The following is a 20,272-nucleotide window of genomic DNA, read 5'->3' as shown; positions in this document are numbered from 1 at the left end:
GCCGCAAGCAAGCCCATCCCCTACGAGATCACCGGCCGCCGCGCGGGCGACCTTCCAGCCTTCTGGGCCGACGCCACGTCCGCCCTCGCGGACCTCGGCTGGTCCACCACCAAGACCGTGGACCAGATGTGCGAGGACCACTGGCGCTGGCAAAAAACCAACCCCAACGGCTACAAGAACTAGGAAATGGCGGCAAGCATCAGGGATGTTGCGACGGTCGCAGAGGTCTCCACCGCCACCGTTTCCCGTGCCCTTCGCGGACTCCCTCGGGTGTCACTTGCCACCCGGCGGAAAGTTGAAGCCGCCGCCACAGAACTGGGTTACGTTGCCTCCGCGGCAGCTTCGGAACTCGCACGGGCGAGGAATGGCCAGCCGCCCCGGGCGTCCCTGCGTAAAAATGCGCGGCAGATCCATCCGGGCGATAGATTGGCATCCATGACTGAACCCACCACCGCAGCGCGGCGCCGCACCATCCTGGTCATCAATGGCCCCAACCTGAACCTGCTGGGTACGCGGGAGCCGGAGAAATACGGCACCTCCACCCTTGCCGACGTGGAGCAGCTGGCGGCGTCCGCTGCCGAAAAGCATGGCTTTGCCGTGGACTGCGTCCAGTCCAACCACGAGGGTGTCCTCCTTGATGCCATCCACGCGGCACGGGGCACGGCAGAGGGGATCGTCCTGAACGCCGGCGCCTTCACGCACACGTCCGTGGCTCTGCGCGACGCTTTGGCCGCGGTCCAGCTTCCCGCCGTCGAGGTTCACATCACCAACGTGCACCAGCGGGAGGAGTTCCGGCACCACTCGTACCTGTCACCGGTTTGCTCCGCAGTCATCGTGGGCGCCGGAATCTTCGGTTACAAGCTCGCCATCGACTATCTGGCAGAGGTCCTGTAACCACGCGGGTTCTACTTCTTGATGCACTGCCCGGAGGAAACGGGCGAGGACAGTGACGGGGCCTGCTCTGCGACGGGTTCCACGTCATTCATGGTGATGGCGAATCCCACTTCAGCGTCCGACGTCGCCTTGGCGAAGACCACGCCGGCCACCTGGCCGTCGGTGGTGAGCAGCGGGCCGCCGGAATTCCCGGGCTGGACGTCTCCGGCCAGGCGGTAGATGTCCTCGGGCGAGGGGTTGTTGCCGTAAATGTCAGGCACCAGGACGGTGGCGATGTCCTGGACCGTGGCAGGTTTGGACTGGAAGGGACCGCCGTGGGGGTAGCCTGCGAACGCTGCCTGGCTTCCGCCGGGCAGGTCGCGGCTCAGCGGCAGCGGCTGGGTGGGCAGGTTGTCCACGGCCAGGACGGCCAGGTCCCGCTTGGTGTCGAAGTAGACCACCCGCCCCGGCATCGCTCCGCCGTCGGGCATTTCCACCACGGGCTGCGAAACTCCCGCAACCACATGCGCGTTGGTCACCACGCGGTCTGCGGACACCACGAAGCCGCTGCCGGTCTGGTTCTGGCCGCACTCGTACGCCGTGCCCGCAATCCTCAGGACGGACTGGGCGGCCTTGTTGAGCGCGGGAGTGTTGGTGCTGGTATTGGGGACCTGGACGGCCTGGCCCTGGTCCAGCCCTTCGATCAGGGTGGGGATGCCGTTGCCGATCACCGTGGACCGCAGCTGCGCCATGGTGGCCTTGACCGGCGTGGGGGTCAGCCCGTCGATGAAGCGGATCACCTTGGACTCGGCCAGCTGCTGTGACACCACGGGCACGCCGAGTGAGCTGACGCTGAATGCCAGCATGGACATGACCAGTGCGGACACCACCAGGTTCAGCGCCCCGCCCACCAGCCGGTCCACTGCCCGCAGCGGCCGCATCCGGACCACCCCGCGGAGCTGCCGCCCCGCCATGATGCCCAGGCCATGTCCCAGAGCCATCAGCACGACGGCGGCAGCGATGATCGCCGTCAGCCTCCACCCCGAGTCCTCAACGAATGTGCTGACAAGGGGGACGGCAAAGAAGGCGGCGATGGCGCCGGCGGCAAAGCCCGCGAGGCCGCCGACAGTGACCAGGAACCCATTGCGGAGGCCGTAGATCAGGTATGACAGCAGCGCCAGGATCAGGACAATGTCCAGGACAGTCAGGCCGACCACAAAGGCTCCTTATTTACAGTTGAACCTCCATTCTAGTGGTGGCCGCTGACAATCTTCTGTGGGCTGCAGCGGGGTCCGGCGCACCTGCGGTCAGCTGCCGGCGGGTGTTTCGCGTGCCAAGTTCGTCACAGAACCTTGAAAATTCTGAAACAATGGCAAAAGCGCCCACAGCCGATACTTTTACTCAGGAGATTTCATGGACATCGAGGTACTGCGCCGAGCACCACTTTTCGCCACGCTTGACGACGACGCATTCCGGCTGTTGACGGACGAACTGACCGAGGTGGACCTGTCCCGCGGCGCATCCGTTTTCCGTGAAGGCGACCAGGGTGACCAGCTGTACTTCATCGTCTCCGGCAAGGTGAAGCTCGGCCGCACCTCCCCTGACGGCCGCGAGTCCCTCCTGGCCATCCTCGGCCCGGGCGAACTCTTTGGCGAAATGGCACTCTTCGATCCCAGCCCGCGCACCGCCACCGCCACCGCGGTGTCCGAGACCCGCCTGGCCGGGCTCAAGAACGAGAGCCTGAACACCCTGCTGCGCACGCGTCCGGAGGTCTCGGCCCAGCTGCTGCAGGCCCTGGCCCGCCGCCTGCGCCGCACCAACGATTCCCTCTCCGACCTCGTCTTCTCTGACGTCCCCGGCCGCGTGGCCAAGGCCTTGCTGGATCTTGCGGACCGCTTCGGCCGGCCCGCAACCGACGGCGTCCTGGTGGCACACGAGCTCACGCAGGAAGAACTGGCCCAGCTGGTTGGCGCGTCCCGCGAAACGGTCAACAAAGCCCTGGCCGAGTTCGTCCAGCGCGGCTGGCTGCGCCTGGAAGCCCGCGCCGTGGTCATCCTGGACATGCAGCGCCTACGCCAGCGCTCCCGCTAGAACGCAGCACATAGATCGCAGCGAAAAAGGCCGCCCCGAGGGGCGGCCTTTTTCGTTGTCCGAACCTACCTGGCTCCTAGCGTTCGCGCTGGTGGTCTCCGGCTACGGTTTTGGCAGCCTCGACTTCGAGCATGAGCTTCCCGTCCTCGTTAACCAGTGTCGCCTGGTAAACGTGGGGCTTGCGTTTGTAGCTCAGGTACGCGATGCATCCGTTGGCCGCGGCCATTTTCTCGAGCATAATCTCGGACCCGGGAACCAGCAGCTCTCCCAGTGTGCGGCCCACGGTGTTCTCCTGGGCCGCCTCGTCGCCGAGGGCGGTGGTGTCCCGTTCATGGACCACCTGCGCCGCGTTCACCCAGCGGCCCCACACACCTTTGCCTTCCAACAGCGACGGCTCCTGGCCCAGCGGCAGGGTGGCAGCGAAGTAGCGGGTGTCGAACCGCCGGTGTGCAAAGTCAGGGCTGCGCCAGTTGACCAGGGATTTAAGCAGGTCGGTGCGCAGGGAGAGTCCGCGCTTGCCCAGGACCTGGGCGAGCGTCTTCTCCTGGTCCGCGACCGCCACCCGTGCCCGCATCCACTCGGACGTGGACGTGGCTTCGACCGTGTTGGACATGTCGGGACCGGCCAGCAGCACACCGGTTTCTTCGAACAGCTCCCGGATGGCGCCCACCACGTGGCGGCGGGCCAGCGCGACGTCGTCAGTTCCCATCTGTTCAGCCCAATGCTGGGGCGATGGGCCAAGCCAACCCATGGGCTCGTCGTCGGCCGGGTCAAGGGAGCCGCCGGGGAAGGCGAGGACCCCCAGCGGCGAGGAGCCGGGCCGGTAGCCCAGCCACGTCTCCAGGCCGGTGGGTGAATCACGCAGAAGGACTACTGATGAGGCGTAGCGGGCGGCCCGGGGGGTCCGCTCGCCGTGTTCGAGCCAGCTTTGCGCTGCCCCTTCAAGGTCCTGGGGAAGTGCAAAAAGGCGTCGTGCGAGGTGAGGCAAGGGAAGTGTCCGGTCTTAGCTGAATTCGGCGATGAGCTCGACCTCTACGGGAGAGTCGAGCGGAAGAACGGCAACGCCGACGGCGGAACGTGCGTGCTGCCCGGCGTCACCGAGGACGCGGCCGAGCAGCTCCGACGCACCGTTGACGACGACGGGCTGGCCCGTGAACGACGGGTCCGAGGAAACGAAGCCCACAACTTTGACGATGCGGGTGATCCGGTCGAGGTCTCCGATGACGCTCTTGACGGCGGCCAGGGCGTTGACGGCGCAGACGGCGGCGTACTTTTGGGCATCCTCCGGTGAAACGGTGGGTTCGTCCGCGAACCCTTCGGTGCCGGCGGAGACCTTGCCCGTAGCTTCGAGTTTGCCGTTGATGAACGGCAGCTGTCCCGAGGTGTAGACGTGGCTTCCGGAGACCACTGCGGGAACGTAGGAAGCCACCGGTGCGGCTACCTCCGGGAGGGTGATGCCAAGTTCGGCGAGGCGCTGCTCGACGGCGGATACCGGCGCCGTTGCGGCACTGGACTGGGCTTCTGCGGGTGTGGTGCCCATGCTACTGCTTCTCCCTCTTGAGGTAGGCGACAAGGCCGTTGCCGTCGGGTCCCGGGACTACCTGGACGAGCTCCCAGCCGTCCTCCCCCCACTGGTCAAGGATCTGCTTTGTGGCGTGGATAATGAGCGGAATCGTCGCGTACTCCCATTTGGTCATGAGAGAAAGCGTAGCCCTTGCCGGTAAAGTGGAAAACATGGCGACTCGCAACAACCCCTTATTCGACACTGCCACCACACTGGGTAAGATCCTTCTCTTCCTTGGTGTGAGCGCGATTTGCGGTGTCCTCGTAGCGGGCCTGCTGGTCCCCGCCGCGGCCGTCTCCGGCAGCGCGGCGAGCGGTTCAATCAGCTTCTTCGATTCCCTTCCAGCGGAACTGAAGGTCGATCCGCCCAGCCAGACCACGCGGATCCTGGCCGCGGACGGCAGCGAGATCGCCAGCGTCTACACAGAGAACCGCACCAAGGTTCCGCTGGACCAGATTTCACCGAACATGAAGAACGCCATCATCGCCGTGGAGGACAGCCGGTTCTACGAGCACGGCGGTGTTGATACCACGGGCATCCTGCGCGCCCTGGTAAGTACGGTGCGCGGCAACAAGCAGGGCGCTTCCACCATTACGCAGCAGTACGTCAACAACGTCCTCAACGCCAACCTCGCGGCCGCCGGTGAAGAGGACCAGATTAAGCTCAACGGCGTCAACAAGGGCGTGGGCGACAAGCTGCGCGAAATGAAACTCGCCATCGCCCTTGAGAAGGAGTTCAGCAAGGACCAGATCCTTGAGGGCTACCTGAACATCGTCTTCTTCAACCGTGACGCGTACGGCATCGAGGCCGCCTCACGCTACTTCTTCAGCACCACCGCCAAGGACCTGACGCTCCCGCAGGCAGCGCTCCTGGCCGGCCTGGTCAACAGTCCCTCCGCATTTGACCCCATCACCAATCCCGAGAAGTCCAAGCAGCGCCGCGACTTGGTGCTGGGTCTGATGAAGGACCAGGGCAAGATCACCGCCGAGGAATACCAGGCCGCTGTGGCCACACCGGTGCAACCGAAGGTGACCCAGCCCAAGCAGGGCTGTGCCTATGCCGCCACGGCACCCTACTTCTGCGACTACATTCTCCACTTGCTGGAAAACAACCCGGCCTATGGTGCGGACAAATCGCAACGGCAGCACGTCATTTACGGCGGCGGCCTCACCATCACCACCACTTTGGATCCCAAAGCCCAGGCCACCGCCCAGGAGCAGGTAGCTGCCGCCACCGGGGCAAATCCGGATAAGTGGGGCTCCTCGATGGTGTCGGTCCAGCCCGGCACCGGCAAAATCATTGCGATGGCCCAGAACACTACGTTCCTGCCGGGCCAGGGCTTCGATTCCCAGTTGAACTTCAACGTGGACAAGCTGGACAAGGACGGCAACGACCTTAACGGCGTGGGCGGCTTCCAGCCGGGTTCCACAATGAAGCCGTTCACCTTTGCAGAGTGGCTCAACGAAGGCAAGACCATGAATACCGTGGTCAACGCCGCCCAGCGTGTCTATCCGATTGGCTACCCCTGGCGGGACACCTGCGGCAAGGTCAACGGTGCTTACAACACGGCGCAGAAGTCCTTGGGCGCGGCGGATGACCTCCAGAACGCTGAGCCCCAGTGGTACCGCCCGCTGACGGTCCTGGAGGGCCTCTACAACTCCATCAACACCGTGACGTTCGCCTCCGCGGCCCAACTGGACTTCTGTGGAATCCAGAAAATTGCCGATGCCGTAGGACTCCATAGCGGCCTCCCCCAGACGGATGGGAATGGCAACATCGTCCTCGACAACGCAGGCAACGTTGCGGATCCCAACCCCAAGGTGGACATGATGACGCTGGGCAACCTGTTGGGGTCCACCCAGACGTCGCCGCTCACCATGGCCAGCGCATTTGCAACCTTCGCGAATGACGGAAAGTACTGCGAACCCATTGCCATCACCTCGGTAGTCGATGGCACCGGCAAACAGCTCCCGGCGCAGTCCAGCAACTGCCGTGACGCCATCAAGCCGGAGGTTGCCCGCGGTGTGAACTACGCGCTGCAGGAAGTGCTGAACAAGGGTTCAGGTTCGCTGATCAGGCCCCGGATCTCCACTAAGACCAGCTTCCCCATTGGTGCCAAGACCGGTACGTCCAACCTCAACGGCTCCACCTGGGTGGTTGGCCACACCACCGGCCTGGCCACCGCGGCCTGGTTCGGCGACCCACTGGGGGGACAGACACGGGCAGGTCAGAACGTCACGATCAACGGCAAGTTCTACCAGGGCATTGACGGCTACATGATCGCCGGTCCAATGTTCTCCAACTTCATGTCTGCGATCGCTCCCGCCTACGGCACCAATCCGTTCCCTGCACCGCCGAGCAACATGGTCAATGGAACTACCCAGACCACCACCCAGGCCCCTGTACCGGCACCGCAGGCCACCCAGGCCCCCGCCCCGGCACCGCAGCCCACCCAGGCTCCCGCCACCCAGGCGCCGGCTCCGGTCACCAACGGGACCGGCAACAATGCCAAGGGAAAAGGCTAAGCACGCATGAGCATCGATAGGCTGGCAAGCCGCGCCCGATCGATCGGGCGCGGCTTTGCCGTTACTGCAGGCGCCGGAGCCGCTGCGGGACTGGCCGCCTTGGGGTATGGCCTGTGGGAGAAGAACCAGTTCGTCCTCCGCGAAGAGACCCTGCCCATCCTCCCGCCCGGCCGCGGCCCGTTCCGGATCCTTCACCTGAGTGATATCCACTTTGTGCCGGGACAGCGGAAGAAAGCCGACTGGCTGCGATCGCTGGCAGACCTCCGCCCGGACCTCGTGGTGAACACAGGTGACAACCTCAGCCACATCAAGGCTGTGGACCCCCTCCTGGACGCACTGCAGCCCCTGCTGGAGTTCCCCGGTGTTTTCGTTCCTGGCTCAAACGACTACTTCGCGCCCACTCCCAAAAACCCTGCGTCGTACCTGTTTGGGCCGTCCAAGGCGAAGCCGAAGCCGGTTGTCCTGGACTGGGCGCGGCTGCGTTCGGGCTTCGGCATGAGCGGGTGGGTGGACCTGACCAACCGCCACCAGTCGCTGGTCCTGAACGGCATGCGTTTCGATTTCTCCGGGGTGGACGATCCGCACCTGAACCGTGAACGGTACGCCGGCTGGCCCCGCGGAACGGTGGGCCAGGACGCCAACGACCACCTCAAGGTCGCTGTCATCCACGCGCCCTACCAGCGGGTGCTGGACCACTTCACCGAGAGCGGTGCAGACCTCCTGCTGGCCGGCCACACCCACGGTGGACAGCTATGCATCCCTGGCTACGGGGCCGTCGTCGCCAACTGCGACCTTCCCACCTGGCGTGCAAAGGGCCTGAACAACTGGTCAAGCAACGGCAACACGACGCCGGTCAACGTCTCGGGCGGGATCGGCACCTCACGCTTCGCGCCGGTCAGGATCGCCTGCAAACCCGAGGCTGTCCTGCTGACCCTTACCTCTGCCAACTGACCTCTTGCTCCATCAGATATGGTCCCCAAAATGAGGTTTTGGGACCATATCTGATAAACATCCGGCATTACGGTATGCAAAACTGCGCGGGACGTGCGTGGACCCGGTAATCCATGGGAGTGCTCCCCCTCCATGGCATAGGCTGGCTGCCAGAGGAAAACTACATTCGTTTTAGAGCTTGAGAAGCGGGCATGGCCAAGCAGACTCCATTCTTTCAATCCATCAGCCGTCTTTATCCGCACGTCCGGCCCATCATCCCCAGGCTCCTGATGGGGCTTCTGTGCGCACTCCTGGCAAGCGTTGTGGCCCTCACCATCCCCCAGGTGCTGCGCATCCTGGTCAACACGGCGCTCCAGCCGGGCGGCTCACCCCAGGCTCTCTGGACATCCACAGGCGTCGTCCTGGTGCTGGGCATCGCAGAGGCAGGACTGGTGGCTCTGCGCCGGCAATTCGTCATTAACCCCGCAACCACCGTGGAGACCCGCATGCGCGTCTCCCTTTACGGCCATCTGCAGGAACTGACTGTCTCCTTCCACGACCGGTGGGGGTCCGGCCAGTTGCTGTCCCGGGCCATGACAGATTTGAACTTCCTGCGCCGATGGATGGCCTTCGGCGCCATCATGCTGGTGGTCACCACGCTTACCGTGATCATTGGGATCGTGGCCATGTTCGCCATGAGCTGGCAGCTGGCGCTGATCTTCCTCGCTGCCGCCGTTCCCATAACCATCAACAGCTTCCGGTTCCGCACCCGCTTCAGCAAGGTTGCCCGTCGCAGCCAGGACCAGGCCGGCGACCTTGCCACCACCGTGGAGGAATCCGTCCACGGCATCCGCGTGCTCAAGGCTTTTGGACGCAGCCGGGAGGCCTTGGAGAACTTCAATGAGCAGGCCGAGGAGCTGCGCCAGATTGAGATCGCCAAGGCGCGCCACCAGGCAACGTTCACCATGGTGGTCACCCTGCTTCCCGAGCTTGCGCTGGGGTCGGCGCTGGTGGTGGGCGTCATGCTCTGCGCCGGCGGGCAACTGAGCATCGGTGCCTTGGTGGCGTTCTTCGCCACCGCGGCAGTCATTGCCTCCCCCGTGGAATTCTCCGGCATGCTGCTGGCCATGGCACTCACGGCGAAGACCGCCGTCGACCGCCATTACGAAGTGATGGATACCCTGAACACCATCACCAGCCCCGCCGAACCCCGCCGGCCCGCACAACTCTCAGGCGCACTCCGCTTCGACAAAGCAACGTTCGCCTTCGAGGACGCGCCCGACAAGCCCATCCTCAAGGACATCAGCCTGGACATCCTTCCCGGCGAAACCATGGCCTTGGTGGGCATCACCGGCAGCGGAAAGAGTGCGCTGATCCAGCTGGTGCCGCGCCTGTATGACGTCACCACCGGCGCCATCACCATTGACGGTGTGGACATCCGGGACTTCGACGTCGAGGAGCTGCGCAGCATCGTGGCCGTAGCGTTCGAAGACACCACGCTCTTCTCCAATTCCGTGCGGGACAACGTCCTGCTGGGTGCTCCGGTTCCAACGGAGGAGGTCCTGGACGAGGCCCTCGATGTGGCGCAGGCGCACTTCGCGTACTCCCTCCCGGAGGGCGTGGACACGCTGATAGGCGAGGAAGGCCTGAGCCTGTCCGGCGGCCAGCGGCAGCGCATTGCCCTGGCCCGTGCCATCGCTGCCCGCCCACGCGTCCTGGTCCTGGACGATCCCCTGTCCGCCCTGGACGTCCACACCGAGGAGCTGGTGGAAGCCCGCCTCCGCGACGTCCTGAAGGACACCACCACGCTGATCGTCGCGCACCGGCCGTCCACGGTGGCCCTTGCCGATCGCGTGGCACTACTGGAGGACGGCCGCATCACCGCCGTCGGAACGCACACGGAGCTGCTGGCGCACAACCAGCACTACCGCTACGTCATCGCCAGCCTGGAGCGGGAGCCCCGGGACCTGGACTCCGAACTGTCGGCGCTTGAGGACCATGCTGAGGAAGTGACCCGATGAGCACCGCGACGTTTGGCACCGCCAACGAAGACAACGCCCACCTCAGCAGGAGTGACAGCAGGGCAGTACGACGGCGGTCGCTCGCCCTGCTGGGCTCGCTGATCCGCCCGGTGCGGGTACGGTTCTGGCTGACCATCGCCATGGTGGTCCTCTCCCAGGCCACAAGGGTAGCCGGGCCCGCCCTGATTGCGTTCGGCATCGACCACGCCTTGCCGGCCCTCCGGTCGGGGGACAACTTCCCGCTGGTGCTCACAGGTGCCGCCTACCTTCTGGCAGCCATCGCGACGGCGGGACTCACCGCCCTGTACGTCACTTCCACCGCCCGTCTCAGCCAGGCGATGCTGCTGGACCTGCGGGTGCGCGTCTTCCGGCACACGCAGCGGCTCAGCCTGGAGTTCCACGAAAAGTACACTTCAGGCCGCATCATCGCGCGGCAAACCTCTGACCTGGAGGCGCTCCGCGAACTCCTCGATTCCGGGGTGAGCTCGCTCGCCTCGGGAATCCTGTTCATGGCCTTCACAGCCGTCACTATTTTTGCCCTGGACTGGCGGAGCGGCCTGCTGGTCCTGGCGGCGGGCGTCCCCATGTTCTTCCTCTCCCGCTGGTACCAGAAGCGCTCACAGATCGCCTTCCGCGAGTCCCGGGTGGTCTCTGCCCGGCTGATCGTGCACTTCGTGGAGACCATGACCGGCATCCGCGCGGTCAAGGCCTTCCGGAAGGAGAAGGAAAACTCGGAGCGGTACGGGAAGCTCGCCGAGGACTACCGGCTGGTCACGGTCCGCTCCATCAACCTCAACGGGATCTTCCAGCCCGGCCTGGTGCTGATCGGCAACGTCTGCGTTGCCCTGGTGCTGCTCTTCGGCGGCTTTCGGGTGCTGGGCGGTGACCTTGCCGTCGGCGTCCTTCTCGCCCTCATCCTTTCCACCAAGCGGTTCTTCCAGCCCGTGGACCAGATGGCCATGTTCTACAACTCCTTCCAAAGCGCGCAGGCAGCCCTGGAAAAGGTCTCGGGCCTCCTGGAAGAAGTACCCACCGTCCGGCCGCCGAAGAACCCTGTCGCCCTGCCCACCGCCACGGGCCGCATCGACTTCAACGGCGTGGAATTCCGCTACGGCGACGGACCCCTGGTGGTGCCCCGCCTGAACCTGCACATCCCGGCCGGCCAGACCGTGGCGCTGGTGGGGCAGACCGGCGCCGGCAAATCAACGCTGGCCAAACTGATCGCCCGGTTCTATGACGTGACTTCCGGCACGCTCACCCTGGACGGCGTTGACCTCCGCGATCTCGCCACCAGCGACCTCCGCCGGAACATCGTCATGGTCACGCAGGAGGCGTTCCTCTTCAGCGGTTCTGTGGCGGACAACATCGCCCTGGGCCGCCCGGACGCCTCCCGCGCGGAGATTGAGGAGGCCGCCAAGGCGGTGGGGGCGCACGATTTCATCCTGGAACTTCCGGAGGGCTACGACACCGACGTCAACAAGCGCGGCGGCAGGGTTTCCTCCGGTCAGCGGCAGCTGATCAGCTTCGCCAGGGCTTTCCTGGCGCGACCGGCGGTCCTGATCCTGGACGAGGCCACATCCTCCCTGGATATCCCCTCGGAACGACTGGTGCAGGCCGGCCTGGCCCGGCTGCTGGCCGGAACGGAAGCTGCACGGCGGACAGCGCTGATCATTGCCCACCGCCTCTCAACGGTGGAAACGGCGGACCGCGTCCTCGTAGTGCATGACGGCCAGATCGTGGAGGATGGCACCCCGGAAGAGTTGATCGGCGGCGGCGGACGGTTCGCGGACCTGCACGGTGCATGGAAGGATTCGCTGGTGTGAACCAGCGGCCGGCGGCGTGCCGGTTCACTGGACGACGATTTCGCATCGGGACCCGGAATCGGCTATCCTTGTAAAGTTGCTTTTGCAGCGGATCGGGATGTAGCGCAGCTTGGTAGCGCGCTTCGTTCGGGACGAAGAGGTCGCAGGTTCAAATCCTGTCATCCCGACCATAATGGAAAAAGAGGGTCTCCTTGGGGAGGCCCTCTTTTTCGTCCCCCAGTGAGGCGTCTTCCTGTGGCCTTAAAGGGAAAAGCCCCGGAGCTGTTGCTCCGGGGCCTACCCTCGCCTCCCGATGTGAGGAAGCTGTTATGCAGGATCGGGCCAGTTGCCGATGTAGGTGATGATGGTTGTGTCGGTGGTAGTGGTCTTCTTGTCCTTCTTGACCTTCGCGGAAGCGGGGTCAGGCCAGTTGCCAATAGCTACCGACGTACCCGAATTATCGGCGACGGAACCTGAAGCCAGGACAGCCGGAGCTGCCGCAGAAAAAGCCAGGGCCCCAGCCAGGGCGGCCGCGGTTGCGATCTTCTTCAACATATAAGTTCCTCAATACGAGTCGGATTCGTTACAAAGCCAGCACTGTCCTTGTTGACACACATTGTAAAATATTTTCCACAGGGCCTGTCAAGCATTCGGCGGCCCCAGTGTCCAGAAGGAGGAAACGCGTGGGCAACGGATTCGGAGAAAAGCTCCGGGCGGAGCGCCTTGAGCGTGGACTGACACAGGCCGAACTGGGCAAGGACCTGTATTCACCCAGCTACATTTCGCTTCTAGAGACCGGCCGCCGCGAACCGACGGCTGAAGTTATTGAAGAACTCGCACGCAGGCTGGAGTTGGCACCCAAGGCACTGGAGGCTTGGAGCCAGCCAATTTCAGTTAGCGACGCCGAATACGTCCTGGCCGGGCTCTACGCCCGCCAGGCGTGGGACCTGCGTGACTACCCGCTGGCTGCCAGCCACGCTGCAAACGCGGCACAAATTGCGCTGGACGGCAAGAACACCAGCGCCTGGTGGAACATGACCTACATGCAGGCCGAGTGCCTCATGAAACAGGGTGACCTTCAGGAATGCCGGAAGATCATTGAACGCCTCATTGAGCACCCCATGGCAACAGAGTCTGTTGGTCTTGGCGTCCGCGCCCGCCAAATGCTTGCCGCAGTTTGCCACGGCCAGGGCCAGCTGTCTGTTGCTGTCGAGCATGCGCTGGAAGCCGTCAGGCTGTCCGCCGGCCTCCCCCGGGGTTCAACCGTCCTCATCGGTGCACACCGCATCCTGATCGGCGCCCTGGCTGAAAGCGGACGGCTGGATGAGGCGTGGAAGTACTGCCAGGCCCTGCTCGATCAGGTGGACGAGCATTCCATGTCCCAGCTCGCCGGCGAAGTCGCTTGGGTCATCGGCAACGTGGCTTTCATGCGGCACGACTACACGGAGGGCGTCAGGCATCACGAGCGGGCAGCCCGCCTGCTCTCCCCTGCCAACGACATTGAGTTGTGGGCGCGCTTCAACAAGGCGTCGGCCGCTGTCCGGCTTTCATCGGGCATCGTCGAGCCGGAAACGCTGGCAGCCATCGAACGGGCAGAACTGGCTTTCTCCATCGTTGGCGGAACCAAGAGCGACGAACTGGAAGTGGCCTTCATCCGCGCCCGCTGGCTGTATTTGACCGGGGATATTGTCGCAGCCGTCGAAAAGTTGCGGGAGATCCACACAGAGCGTGACGCGCTGGGCAAGCACACGGCGGGTGAGGTCTCGCTCCTGCTGGGCAAGTCACTCAAGGCCGCAGGCGACACGGATGAAGCACTGGTGCACCTCGAAGAAGCCCAAAAGGCCTTCGCCACCGCCGGCGCACAGGACCGGGTCCAGCAGGCGCTCGACGCGATCCTTGAGATCAAGCTGGCGCAGAAGCGGGCCGCGGCTGCTGCCAAGGCCAGCTGACCAAAAAGCCAGGTAAGCCCGCAGATGGGGGGCTTACCTGGCTTTTTGAAGCGTGGTTACGAAAACGTCTTTCCCGTGATCTTTTCGTACGCTTCGACATACCGGCTCCGCGTGCGCTCCACTACTTCTGCGGGCAGTGCCGGCGGCGGGGCGTCAGAGGACTTGTCCCAACCGGACTCCGGCGAGGTCAGCCAGTCCCGCACGTACTGCTTGTCATAGGACGGCTGGGCCTGCCCCGGCTTGTAGGTGGCAGCATCCCAGAAACGCGAGGAATCAGGGGTCAGCACCTCGTCCCCCAGCGTGATGGACCCGGAGACGGCGTCGTAGCCGAATTCCACTTTGGTGTCCGCAAGGATGATGCCGCGCTCCCGGGCGATCTTCTCCGCCGTCGTGTAGATCTTCAACGTCAGCTCGCTCAGGCGGGCCGCGATGTCGTCACCCACCAACGCCACGACGGCGTCGTAGGTGATGTTCTCGTCATGCTCGCCGATCAGCGCCTTGGCGGACGGCGTGAAGATGGCGTGCTCCAGCCGTGAACCGTCCACCAGGCCTTCGGGCAGCGGGATGTTGCAGACGGTGCCGGAAGCTTTGTATTCCTGCAGCCCGGATCCCGTCAGGTAGCCGCGGGCGATGCACTCCACCGGGAACATGTCCAGCTTCTTGCAGATCATGGCCCGGCCCACAACCTCGGCAGGCACGCCGTCCTCCGCCGTGGAACCGAGCACGTGGTGTTCCACGCCCAGCTGGTCGAACCACCAGAGGCTCAACTGGGTAAGGATGCGTCCTTTGTCCGGGATCTCGCTGGACAGGACGTGGTCGTAGGCACTGATACGGTCACTGGCCACCACCAGGACGCAGTCCTGCCCCAGGCGCTGCACGATTGACGCGTCAGCGGGCTCGTAAAGGTCGCGGACCTTGCCGGAGTAGACGTGCGTCCAACCTGCCAGGTCAAGGGTTTCGGTGGCGTAGCCGCGGTTCTGGGAAGTTTCACTCATGTCAGGCCTTTGCTTTCACGATGGGCAGTGAGCCGGTGGCGCCATACGGAACCTTGATTTCGCCACGTGCGGCCTTGCGGGCGATGTCGCTGCGGAATTGCGAGCCTTCCAGCTGGACCAGCTCAACGCCGTCGTACGCCTTTTCGCGCGCCTCCACCAGGTCGCTGCCCAAGGCAACAACGGCCAGGACGCGGCCGCCGGCGGAAACCACTTTGCCGTTCCCGTCCAGGGCGGTCCCGGCGTGGATGACGTGCACGCCGTCGAGGGCTTCCACCTTCTTGAGCCCGCGGATCCGGTCACCGGTGCGGGGCGTGCCCGGGTAGTTCTCCGCGGCCACAACGACGGCGACGGCGGACTCCTTGGCCCAACGCAGCTCTTCTGCCTTATCCAGTTCGCCCTTGGCAGCAGCCATCAGCAGGGCACCGAGGGGGGTCTTGAGCCGGGCCAAAACGGCCTGCGTTTCGGGGTCGCCGAAGCGGACGTTGAATTCGATGACGCGGGTGCCGCGAGAGGTCAGCGCCAGCCCGACGAACAGCACGCCGACAAAGGGGGTTCCGCGGCGTGCCATCTCGTTGACGGTGGGTTGGGCCACCCGGTCAAGGACTTCCTGCACCAGGCCTTCGGGGGCCCACTCAAGCGGGGTGTAGGCGCCCATGCCACCGGTGTTGGGCCCTTCGTCGTTGTCGAAGATGCGCTTGAAATCCTGGGCAGGCGAGAGTGCAACAGTGTTTTGGCCGTCGCACAGGACAAACAGGGAAACTTCCGGTCCGTCCAGGAACTCCTCGATGACCACGGATCCGCCGGCGTCGAAACAGGACTGGGCGTGGGCCAGGGCTTCGTCGCGGTCCTTGGTGACAACCACGCCCTTGCCGGCGGCCAGGCCATCGTCCTTCACCACGTAGGGCGCGCCGAATGTATCCAGGGCCGACGCTGCTTCCTCTGCGTTGGTGGCCACCATGGCCATCGCTGTGGGAACGCCGGCCTCCGCCATGACCTCTTTCGCGAACGCTTTCGAGGCCTCCAGCTGGGCGGCGGCCTTGCTGGGACCGAAGACGGGAATTCCGGCTTCGCGGACAGCATCTGACACGCCTGCTGCCAGCGGAGCCTCGGGGCCGACCACCACAAGGTCAACGCCGAGCCGTGTTGCCAGCTCCGCTACAGCCTCAGGATCGTTTCCGTTGATGTTGTAAGTGGGGACCAGCTTGCTGATGCCGGCATTGCCCGGCGCCGCGTGGACCTCGGACACGTTCGGGTCGGCGAGCAGGGAGCGGACAATGGCGTGTTCGCGGCCTCCGGGGCCAATGACGAGTACCTTCACAGTCTCCAAGGGTACTTTGTGCACCCTTCCCGCTCCTAAGCTGTGTCCTTCCCTGCCCGCCGGTCAATCCGGGTCGCCTCCCGCTCCGAACCATATACATGACAAAGCTTCGGAACAGGATTACCGGCCCCGCCGCCATGGCCGCGCTGGCAGGCGTGGTGGCGGCCGCCGTCGTGCTTGCCGTTGCGGAGCTGATCGGCGCGTTCTTCACCGCCAGGGCAACCCCGCTTTTCGCCCTGGGATCAACGTTCATCGACTTCACGCCGCCCAAGCTGAAGGACTTTGCGGTCGCTACATTCGGCACTAACGACAAGGCTGCGCTGTTCGTGGGGATGGGGCTGACCATTGCGATACTTGCCTGCGTCCTTGGCGTGGTTGCCTATCGGAAGTGGGCGCTGGGCGTTCTGGGGGTCCTGTTCATGGGGGCCGTGATCGTTGCCTGCGTGGTAACCCGCGCCGGTGTCAGCGCAGTGGACGCGATCCCGTCCGTGCTGGGGACCATCGCCGGGTTGGTGGTCCTGCGCGTGCTTATGGCGTCCGTGTGGCGGTTGAAGGAGCCCAAGCCCTGGCCGGAAGCGCCGGCTGACCAGGCAGCCGACGACGACGCGCGGCGGCAGGGCGCCGGCACCAGCCGCCGCGGTTTCTTCACAGCCGCCGGGATTACTGCCGTGGCCGCCGGCGTCGCCACAACGGGCGGCCGGCTGCTCGGGGCCGCCCGAAACAACGTCGCCAAGGCGCGCGAAGCGCTCTCGCTGCCGGCGCCGGCCAAGGCCGCAGCCGCGGTGCCGGCAGGCGTCCAGTCCCCTGTGCCGGGGGTTACGCCGTGGCTGACGCCCAATAACGATTTCTACCGGATCGACACGGCCCTGAGCGTGCCCGAAATCAACGTTGACGATTGGGAGCTGCGGGTCCACGGACTGGTGGAGCAGGAGGTAACCCTCAGGTTCAAGGACCTGCTGGACGCCCAACTGATCGAATCACACGTGACGCTTACCTGCGTGTCCAACCCGGTGGGCGGCAACCTGGCAGGAAACGCCAAGTGGCTGGGCCTGCCCATCCGCGAAGTGCTGGCCCGCGCCAAGCCTAAAGACGGTGCGGACATGGTGCTTTCCACATCCATCGACGGGTTCAGCGCCTCCACTCCCCTCGAGGTCCTGCAGGACGGCCGCGACGCCATGCTGGCCATCGGCATGAACGGTGAGCCGCTTCCGCTGGAGCACGGCTACCCGGTGCGGATGGTGGTCCCAGGGCTTTACGGGTTTGTCTCTGCCACCAAGTGGGTGGTGGACCTGGAGGTCACCCGCTTCGCCGACAACAAGGCGTACTGGACCAACCGCGGCTGGTCCGAGCGCGGTCCGATCAAGACCATGGCGCGCGTGGAGGTGCCCAAGTCCTTTGCCAAAGTTCCGGCAGGGAAAGTGGCGGTGGGCGGCACCGCCTGGGCGCAGACCCGGGGAATCGCCAAAGTGGAGATCCAGATCGACAACGGCAACTGGGTGGAAACCACCCTTTCCACCGAGGCCTCCACGGTCACGTGGCGCCAGTGGTCCTACGAATGGGACGCCACGCCCGGCCCGCACTACATCAAAGTGCGCGCCACTGACGGCACCGGCGAAGTCCAGACGGACAAGCGCGCCGATCCCGTGCCAGACGGCGCCTCCGGCTGGCAGTCCGTGATGGTCACCGTGCAGTAGGTCACCGTGCAGTAGGTGGTCGTGTGCAGAGGATGCCCGTGCCGTATCGGGGTGGCCCATAGACTGGCGGTATGCCGCATAATCCGCATGCAACCTTCACCGTGGACTCCGCCGTCGAACTGGCCGTGATCGAACGCAGCGGCTTTGTGGAGTCGCGCCACATTGGTTCCGCAGTCCTCATGTCCGCCGATGGGTCGGTCGTGACAGAGCTGGGCGACATCAATACTCCCATCTACGCCCGGTCCACGCTGAAACCGTTCCAGGCGCTGGCGTCCATGCAGTCAGGAGTCCCGCTGCGCGGCGCGCAGGTGGCCATCGCCTGCGGAAGCCATACAGGTTCCCTGGACCACATGGATGTGGTGGCCGGGATGCTCAACGCGGCCGGAGTGCGTGAAGACCAGTTGCAGTGTCCTGAAGCCTGGCCGCAGGATGAAACGGCACGGAACTGGCTGGTCCGCTCGGAAAAGGGCAGGTCGCGGCTGGCGTACAACTGTTCCGGCAAGCATGCCGCGTTCCTTTGGGCCTGCACGGAGAACGGGTGGGACACGCACAGCTACCTGGAGCCGAACCACCCCTTGCAGCAGCGGGTGCGCACCGTTATCGAGGAATACACCGGCGAAAAGATCGCGCACTTGGGGATTGATGGCTGCGGCGCGCCCGTGGCAGCCGTATCCCTGAAGGGTCTGGCCAGGGCGTACTCGCAGCTGGCCAAGGCTCCGGGTGACCATAGTTTCAGTGCCCGTGCCGCCACTATCGCCACCTCAATGCTTGACTACCCATGGGCCGTCCAGGGCCAGGGCGAAGCCAACACCGTGGTGATGGACGAGCTGGAGATCATCGCCAAGATAGGCGCCGAGGGTGTCCTGGCCATGGCCACGCCGCAGGGTGTTTCCGTGGCCGTCAAGATCCTGGACGGCAACGTCCGTGCCACCTCGCTCGTTGCCCTCACCCTTCTCGCTGCAGCGGGGGCCATCGAAATTCCTGGCGTGGCCAACGCCCTGGAAAAGGTGGTGGAACCTGTACTCGGCGGCGGCCGCCCCGTGGGCAAGATCCGGCTGGGCCCGGCGGTTTCGGCGCTCCTGGACTGACCCTTACCTCCCCGATACAAAAGGAAAGACTGAACGCATGGCCGTAGCCCGCCGTCGTATTGACGTCCAGGAAGGCAAAGCAGCGCTGAAGGCGTGGCTGGAAGCTGCCCAACCGCCGTCGGACGCGCCCCCGCCGCGCACCGTCCTGGCTACGGCTGTGCGGTACACCCTTGAGGAGGTGACCGCGCGTGCCCCGGGAAATTCGGTGGAAGTCCGCGTGCCCCCGTTTGGCGTCACCCAATGCGTGGAGGGGCCGCGGCACACGCGCGGCACCCCGCCCAACGTCATTGAGTGCGACGCCGCCACCTGGCTCGCCATGGTCACCGGCAGGATTGACTGGGCGGACGCAGTCGCGGCCGGCAAGGTTGCGGCGTCGGGGCTGCGTGCCGACCTCTCGGCCCTGCTCCCGCTGTAGGCCGCACCTTCCCCTTTGCGTGCCTACCCGCGGCCGATGAACGGCATACCGGCGGCGGTGACCACCACCGAGCCCACGCTGGCCGTTGCCGGCATGTTCGCCATCATCAGCACTGCCCGCGCCGCGTCCGCCACCGGGAACATCGGTTCCACCTTCCGGCTGCCGTCCGCCTGCAGCGCCCCCGAGCCCACGCCGATGGTGTCCATGATGTCCGTGGCGGTGTTGCCGATATCAATCTGCCCGCAGGTGATGCCGTATTCGCGGCCGTCCAGTTCGATGCTCTTGGTCAGCCCTGTCATGGCGTGTTTGGTGACCGTGTATGCCACTGTCCGCGGCCGGGGCGAGTGGGCCGAGATGGAGCCGTTGTTGATGATCCGGCCGCCTTGGGGCTCCTGCGCCTTCATGGTCCGGACGGCCTCTGCGGCGCAAAGCATGGACCCGGTGAGGTTTACGGCCAGGGTGGCATTCCAGTCCGCCAGGCTGATCTCGTCAACACTGGCTGCGGGGCCGAACACGCCTGCGTTGTTGAACAGCACGTCCACACGCCCCCACTGCTGCAGCGCCGCCTGGAAGAGGCGTTCGACGTCGTCGGGCCGGGTGACATCGCAGGGCACCACGAACGCGTCCGCGTGGCCGTCAGCCGTTTCCTTGAGCTGCGCCTCCCGGCGGCCGGCCAGCACGACGCAGTAGCCGTCGGCCAGCATCTGCCGGGCCACCTCACGGCCGATGCCGGAGCCGGCCCCGGTGACGACGGCGACTCTTCGGATCTGATCAGGGGTACTCATGGCGTTCTCCTTGCTCGGCCAGTCATAATTGCATCGTACGTCCAAGCCTCCCTAATCTCGAATGGCAAAAGTGTTTTCTCACCATACGAAAACACTGCCTACGCATTCAAAGATGAAAAGAGGCTGCCGTGGCTGCAGGAGAAGATACCTCCCATATCCTCAGCGGGTTGACTAACCAGCTGCCTGATCGTGATCCGGAAGAGACTGCCGAGTGGGTTGAGT

18 protein-coding genes, 1 tRNA gene and 2 pseudogenes are annotated in these 20,272 nt (G+C 64.8%); 13 read left to right on the top strand and 8 right to left on the bottom strand.

Annotated features, from left to right (window positions below; all coding sequences use genetic code 11):
- The 3 genes and pseudogenes from AB0313_RS20830 to aroQ form a co-directional block, all read left to right on the top strand.
- Window positions 1–183 (top strand): annotated as a pseudogene (locus tag AB0313_RS20830) (UDP-glucose 4-epimerase GalE); the annotation flags it as partial.
- A 3-nt stretch (window positions 184–186) separates the two neighbouring features.
- Window positions 187–315: pseudogene (locus AB0313_RS20825) on the top strand (LacI family DNA-binding transcriptional regulator); the annotation flags it as partial.
- Window positions 316–435: 120 nt separating this feature from the next.
- Window positions 436–894, top strand: coding sequence for a type II 3-dehydroquinate dehydratase (gene aroQ, locus AB0313_RS20820; protein ID WP_366308102.1), 459 nt, complete (start codon window positions 436–438; stop codon window positions 892–894).
- Window positions 895–905: 11 nt separating this feature from the next.
- On the opposite strand, the gene AB0313_RS20815 is transcribed toward aroQ, so the two are convergent.
- Window positions 906–2,090 (bottom strand): MarP family serine protease, encoded by a 1,185-nt coding sequence (locus tag AB0313_RS20815; RefSeq protein ID WP_366308099.1) that lies wholly within the window; start codon window positions 2,088–2,090, stop codon window positions 906–908.
- A gap of 196 nt (window positions 2,091–2,286) precedes the next feature.
- Here AB0313_RS20815 and AB0313_RS20810 point away from each other — a divergent pair, with 196 nt between their 5' ends.
- Window positions 2,287–2,964 (top strand): Crp/Fnr family transcriptional regulator, encoded by a 678-nt coding sequence (locus AB0313_RS20810; RefSeq protein ID WP_013602309.1) that lies wholly within the window; start codon window positions 2,287–2,289, stop codon window positions 2,962–2,964.
- A gap of 76 nt (window positions 2,965–3,040) precedes the next feature.
- Here the strand turns inward: AB0313_RS20810 and AB0313_RS20805 are convergent, their stop codons facing one another.
- Genes AB0313_RS20805 through AB0313_RS20795 form a run of 3 tightly spaced genes read right to left on the bottom strand, consistent with a single transcriptional unit; the run spans window position 3,041 to window position 4,661 of the window.
- Window positions 3,041–3,952, bottom strand: a complete 912-nt coding sequence (locus tag AB0313_RS20805; protein WP_141945943.1) for an NUDIX hydrolase — start codon at window positions 3,950–3,952, stop codon at window positions 3,041–3,043.
- A gap of 15 nt (window positions 3,953–3,967) precedes the next feature.
- The gene (locus AB0313_RS20800) at window positions 3,968–4,504 is read right to left on the bottom strand and encodes a RidA family protein (RefSeq protein WP_366308097.1); all 537 of its coding nucleotides are present in this window, start codon (window positions 4,502–4,504) and stop codon (window positions 3,968–3,970) included.
- A gap of 1 nt (window position 4,505) precedes the next feature.
- Window positions 4,506–4,661, bottom strand: coding sequence for a DUF4177 domain-containing protein (locus AB0313_RS20795; RefSeq protein WP_009359196.1), 156 nt, complete (start codon window positions 4,659–4,661; stop codon window positions 4,506–4,508).
- A gap of 37 nt (window positions 4,662–4,698) precedes the next feature.
- On the opposite strand from AB0313_RS20795, the gene AB0313_RS20790 reads away from it, so the two are divergent.
- The 5 genes from AB0313_RS20790 (at window position 4,699) to AB0313_RS20770 (ending at window position 11,997) form a co-directional block, all read left to right on the top strand.
- Entirely contained in the window at window positions 4,699–7,053 is a 2,355-nt protein-coding gene (locus AB0313_RS20790) for a transglycosylase domain-containing protein (protein WP_307308190.1), read from the top strand.
- A gap of 6 nt (window positions 7,054–7,059) precedes the next feature.
- Window positions 7,060–8,004: a metallophosphoesterase gene (locus tag AB0313_RS20785; RefSeq protein ID WP_366308094.1), complete on the top strand. Its 945-nt coding sequence runs from the start codon at window positions 7,060–7,062 to the stop codon at window positions 8,002–8,004.
- A 191-nt stretch (window positions 8,005–8,195) separates the two neighbouring features.
- Window positions 8,196–10,004: an ABC transporter ATP-binding protein gene (locus tag AB0313_RS20780; RefSeq protein ID WP_366308092.1), complete on the top strand. Its 1,809-nt coding sequence runs from the start codon at window positions 8,196–8,198 to the stop codon at window positions 10,002–10,004.
- A complete protein-coding gene (locus AB0313_RS20775) occupies window positions 10,001–11,827 on the top strand; it encodes an ABC transporter ATP-binding protein (protein WP_141945933.1) in 1,827 nt (608 codons plus the stop codon). Before AB0313_RS20780 ends, AB0313_RS20775 begins: the two co-directional genes overlap by 4 nt.
- A 93-nt stretch (window positions 11,828–11,920) precedes the next feature.
- Window positions 11,921–11,997: transfer RNA gene (locus AB0313_RS20770), tRNA-Pro, on the top strand.
- A 136-nt stretch (window positions 11,998–12,133) separates the two neighbouring features.
- Here AB0313_RS20770 and AB0313_RS20765 read toward each other — a convergent pair.
- A complete protein-coding gene (locus tag AB0313_RS20765; protein WP_307308178.1) occupies window positions 12,134–12,361 on the bottom strand; it encodes a hypothetical protein in 228 nt (75 codons plus the stop codon).
- A 128-nt stretch (window positions 12,362–12,489) separates the two neighbouring features.
- Between AB0313_RS20765 and AB0313_RS20760 the strand changes: the two genes are divergently transcribed.
- Window positions 12,490–13,755 (top strand): helix-turn-helix transcriptional regulator, encoded by a 1,266-nt coding sequence (locus AB0313_RS20760; RefSeq protein ID WP_141945930.1) that lies wholly within the window; start codon window positions 12,490–12,492, stop codon window positions 13,753–13,755.
- Between the two features lie 56 nt (window positions 13,756–13,811).
- On the opposite strand, the gene AB0313_RS20755 is transcribed toward AB0313_RS20760, so the two are convergent.
- Together AB0313_RS20755 and purD are read right to left on the bottom strand one after the other, a co-directional pair.
- Window positions 13,812–14,750, bottom strand: coding sequence for a phosphoribosylaminoimidazolesuccinocarboxamide synthase (locus tag AB0313_RS20755; RefSeq protein ID WP_141945928.1), 939 nt, complete (start codon window positions 14,748–14,750; stop codon window positions 13,812–13,814).
- A gap of 1 nt (window position 14,751) precedes the next feature.
- Window positions 14,752–16,068, bottom strand: a complete 1,317-nt coding sequence (purD, locus tag AB0313_RS20750) for a phosphoribosylamine--glycine ligase (RefSeq protein WP_366308100.1) — start codon at window positions 16,066–16,068, stop codon at window positions 14,752–14,754.
- A gap of 98 nt (window positions 16,069–16,166) precedes the next feature.
- On the opposite strand from purD, the gene AB0313_RS20745 reads away from it, so the two are divergent.
- The 3 genes from AB0313_RS20745 (at window position 16,167) to AB0313_RS20735 (ending at window position 19,265) form a co-directional block, all read left to right on the top strand.
- Entirely contained in the window at window positions 16,167–17,762 is a 1,596-nt protein-coding gene (locus AB0313_RS20745; protein ID WP_366308089.1) for a molybdopterin-dependent oxidoreductase, read from the top strand.
- A gap of 71 nt (window positions 17,763–17,833) precedes the next feature.
- On the top strand, window positions 17,834–18,850 hold the full coding sequence (locus tag AB0313_RS20740) for an asparaginase (RefSeq protein ID WP_307308169.1): 1,017 nt from the start codon (window positions 17,834–17,836) through the stop codon (window positions 18,848–18,850).
- Between the two features lie 37 nt (window positions 18,851–18,887).
- Entirely contained in the window at window positions 18,888–19,265 is a 378-nt protein-coding gene (locus tag AB0313_RS20735; RefSeq protein ID WP_141945923.1) for a sterol carrier family protein, read from the top strand.
- A 23-nt stretch (window positions 19,266–19,288) separates the two neighbouring features.
- Here the strand turns inward: AB0313_RS20735 and AB0313_RS20730 are convergent, their stop codons facing one another.
- On the bottom strand, window positions 19,289–20,050 hold the full coding sequence (locus AB0313_RS20730) for an SDR family oxidoreductase (protein WP_366308086.1): 762 nt from the start codon (window positions 20,048–20,050) through the stop codon (window positions 19,289–19,291).
- Window positions 20,051–20,272 lie beyond the last annotated feature (222 nt).

The sequence above is a fragment of the Pseudarthrobacter sp. NPDC080039 genome (genome assembly GCF_040702335.1).
GTDB lineage: Bacteria > Actinomycetota > Actinomycetes > Actinomycetales > Micrococcaceae > Arthrobacter > Arthrobacter enclensis_A.
Note: the sequence above shows the minus strand (reverse complement) of the source record. Positions and strands in the feature narration are given on the sequence as shown.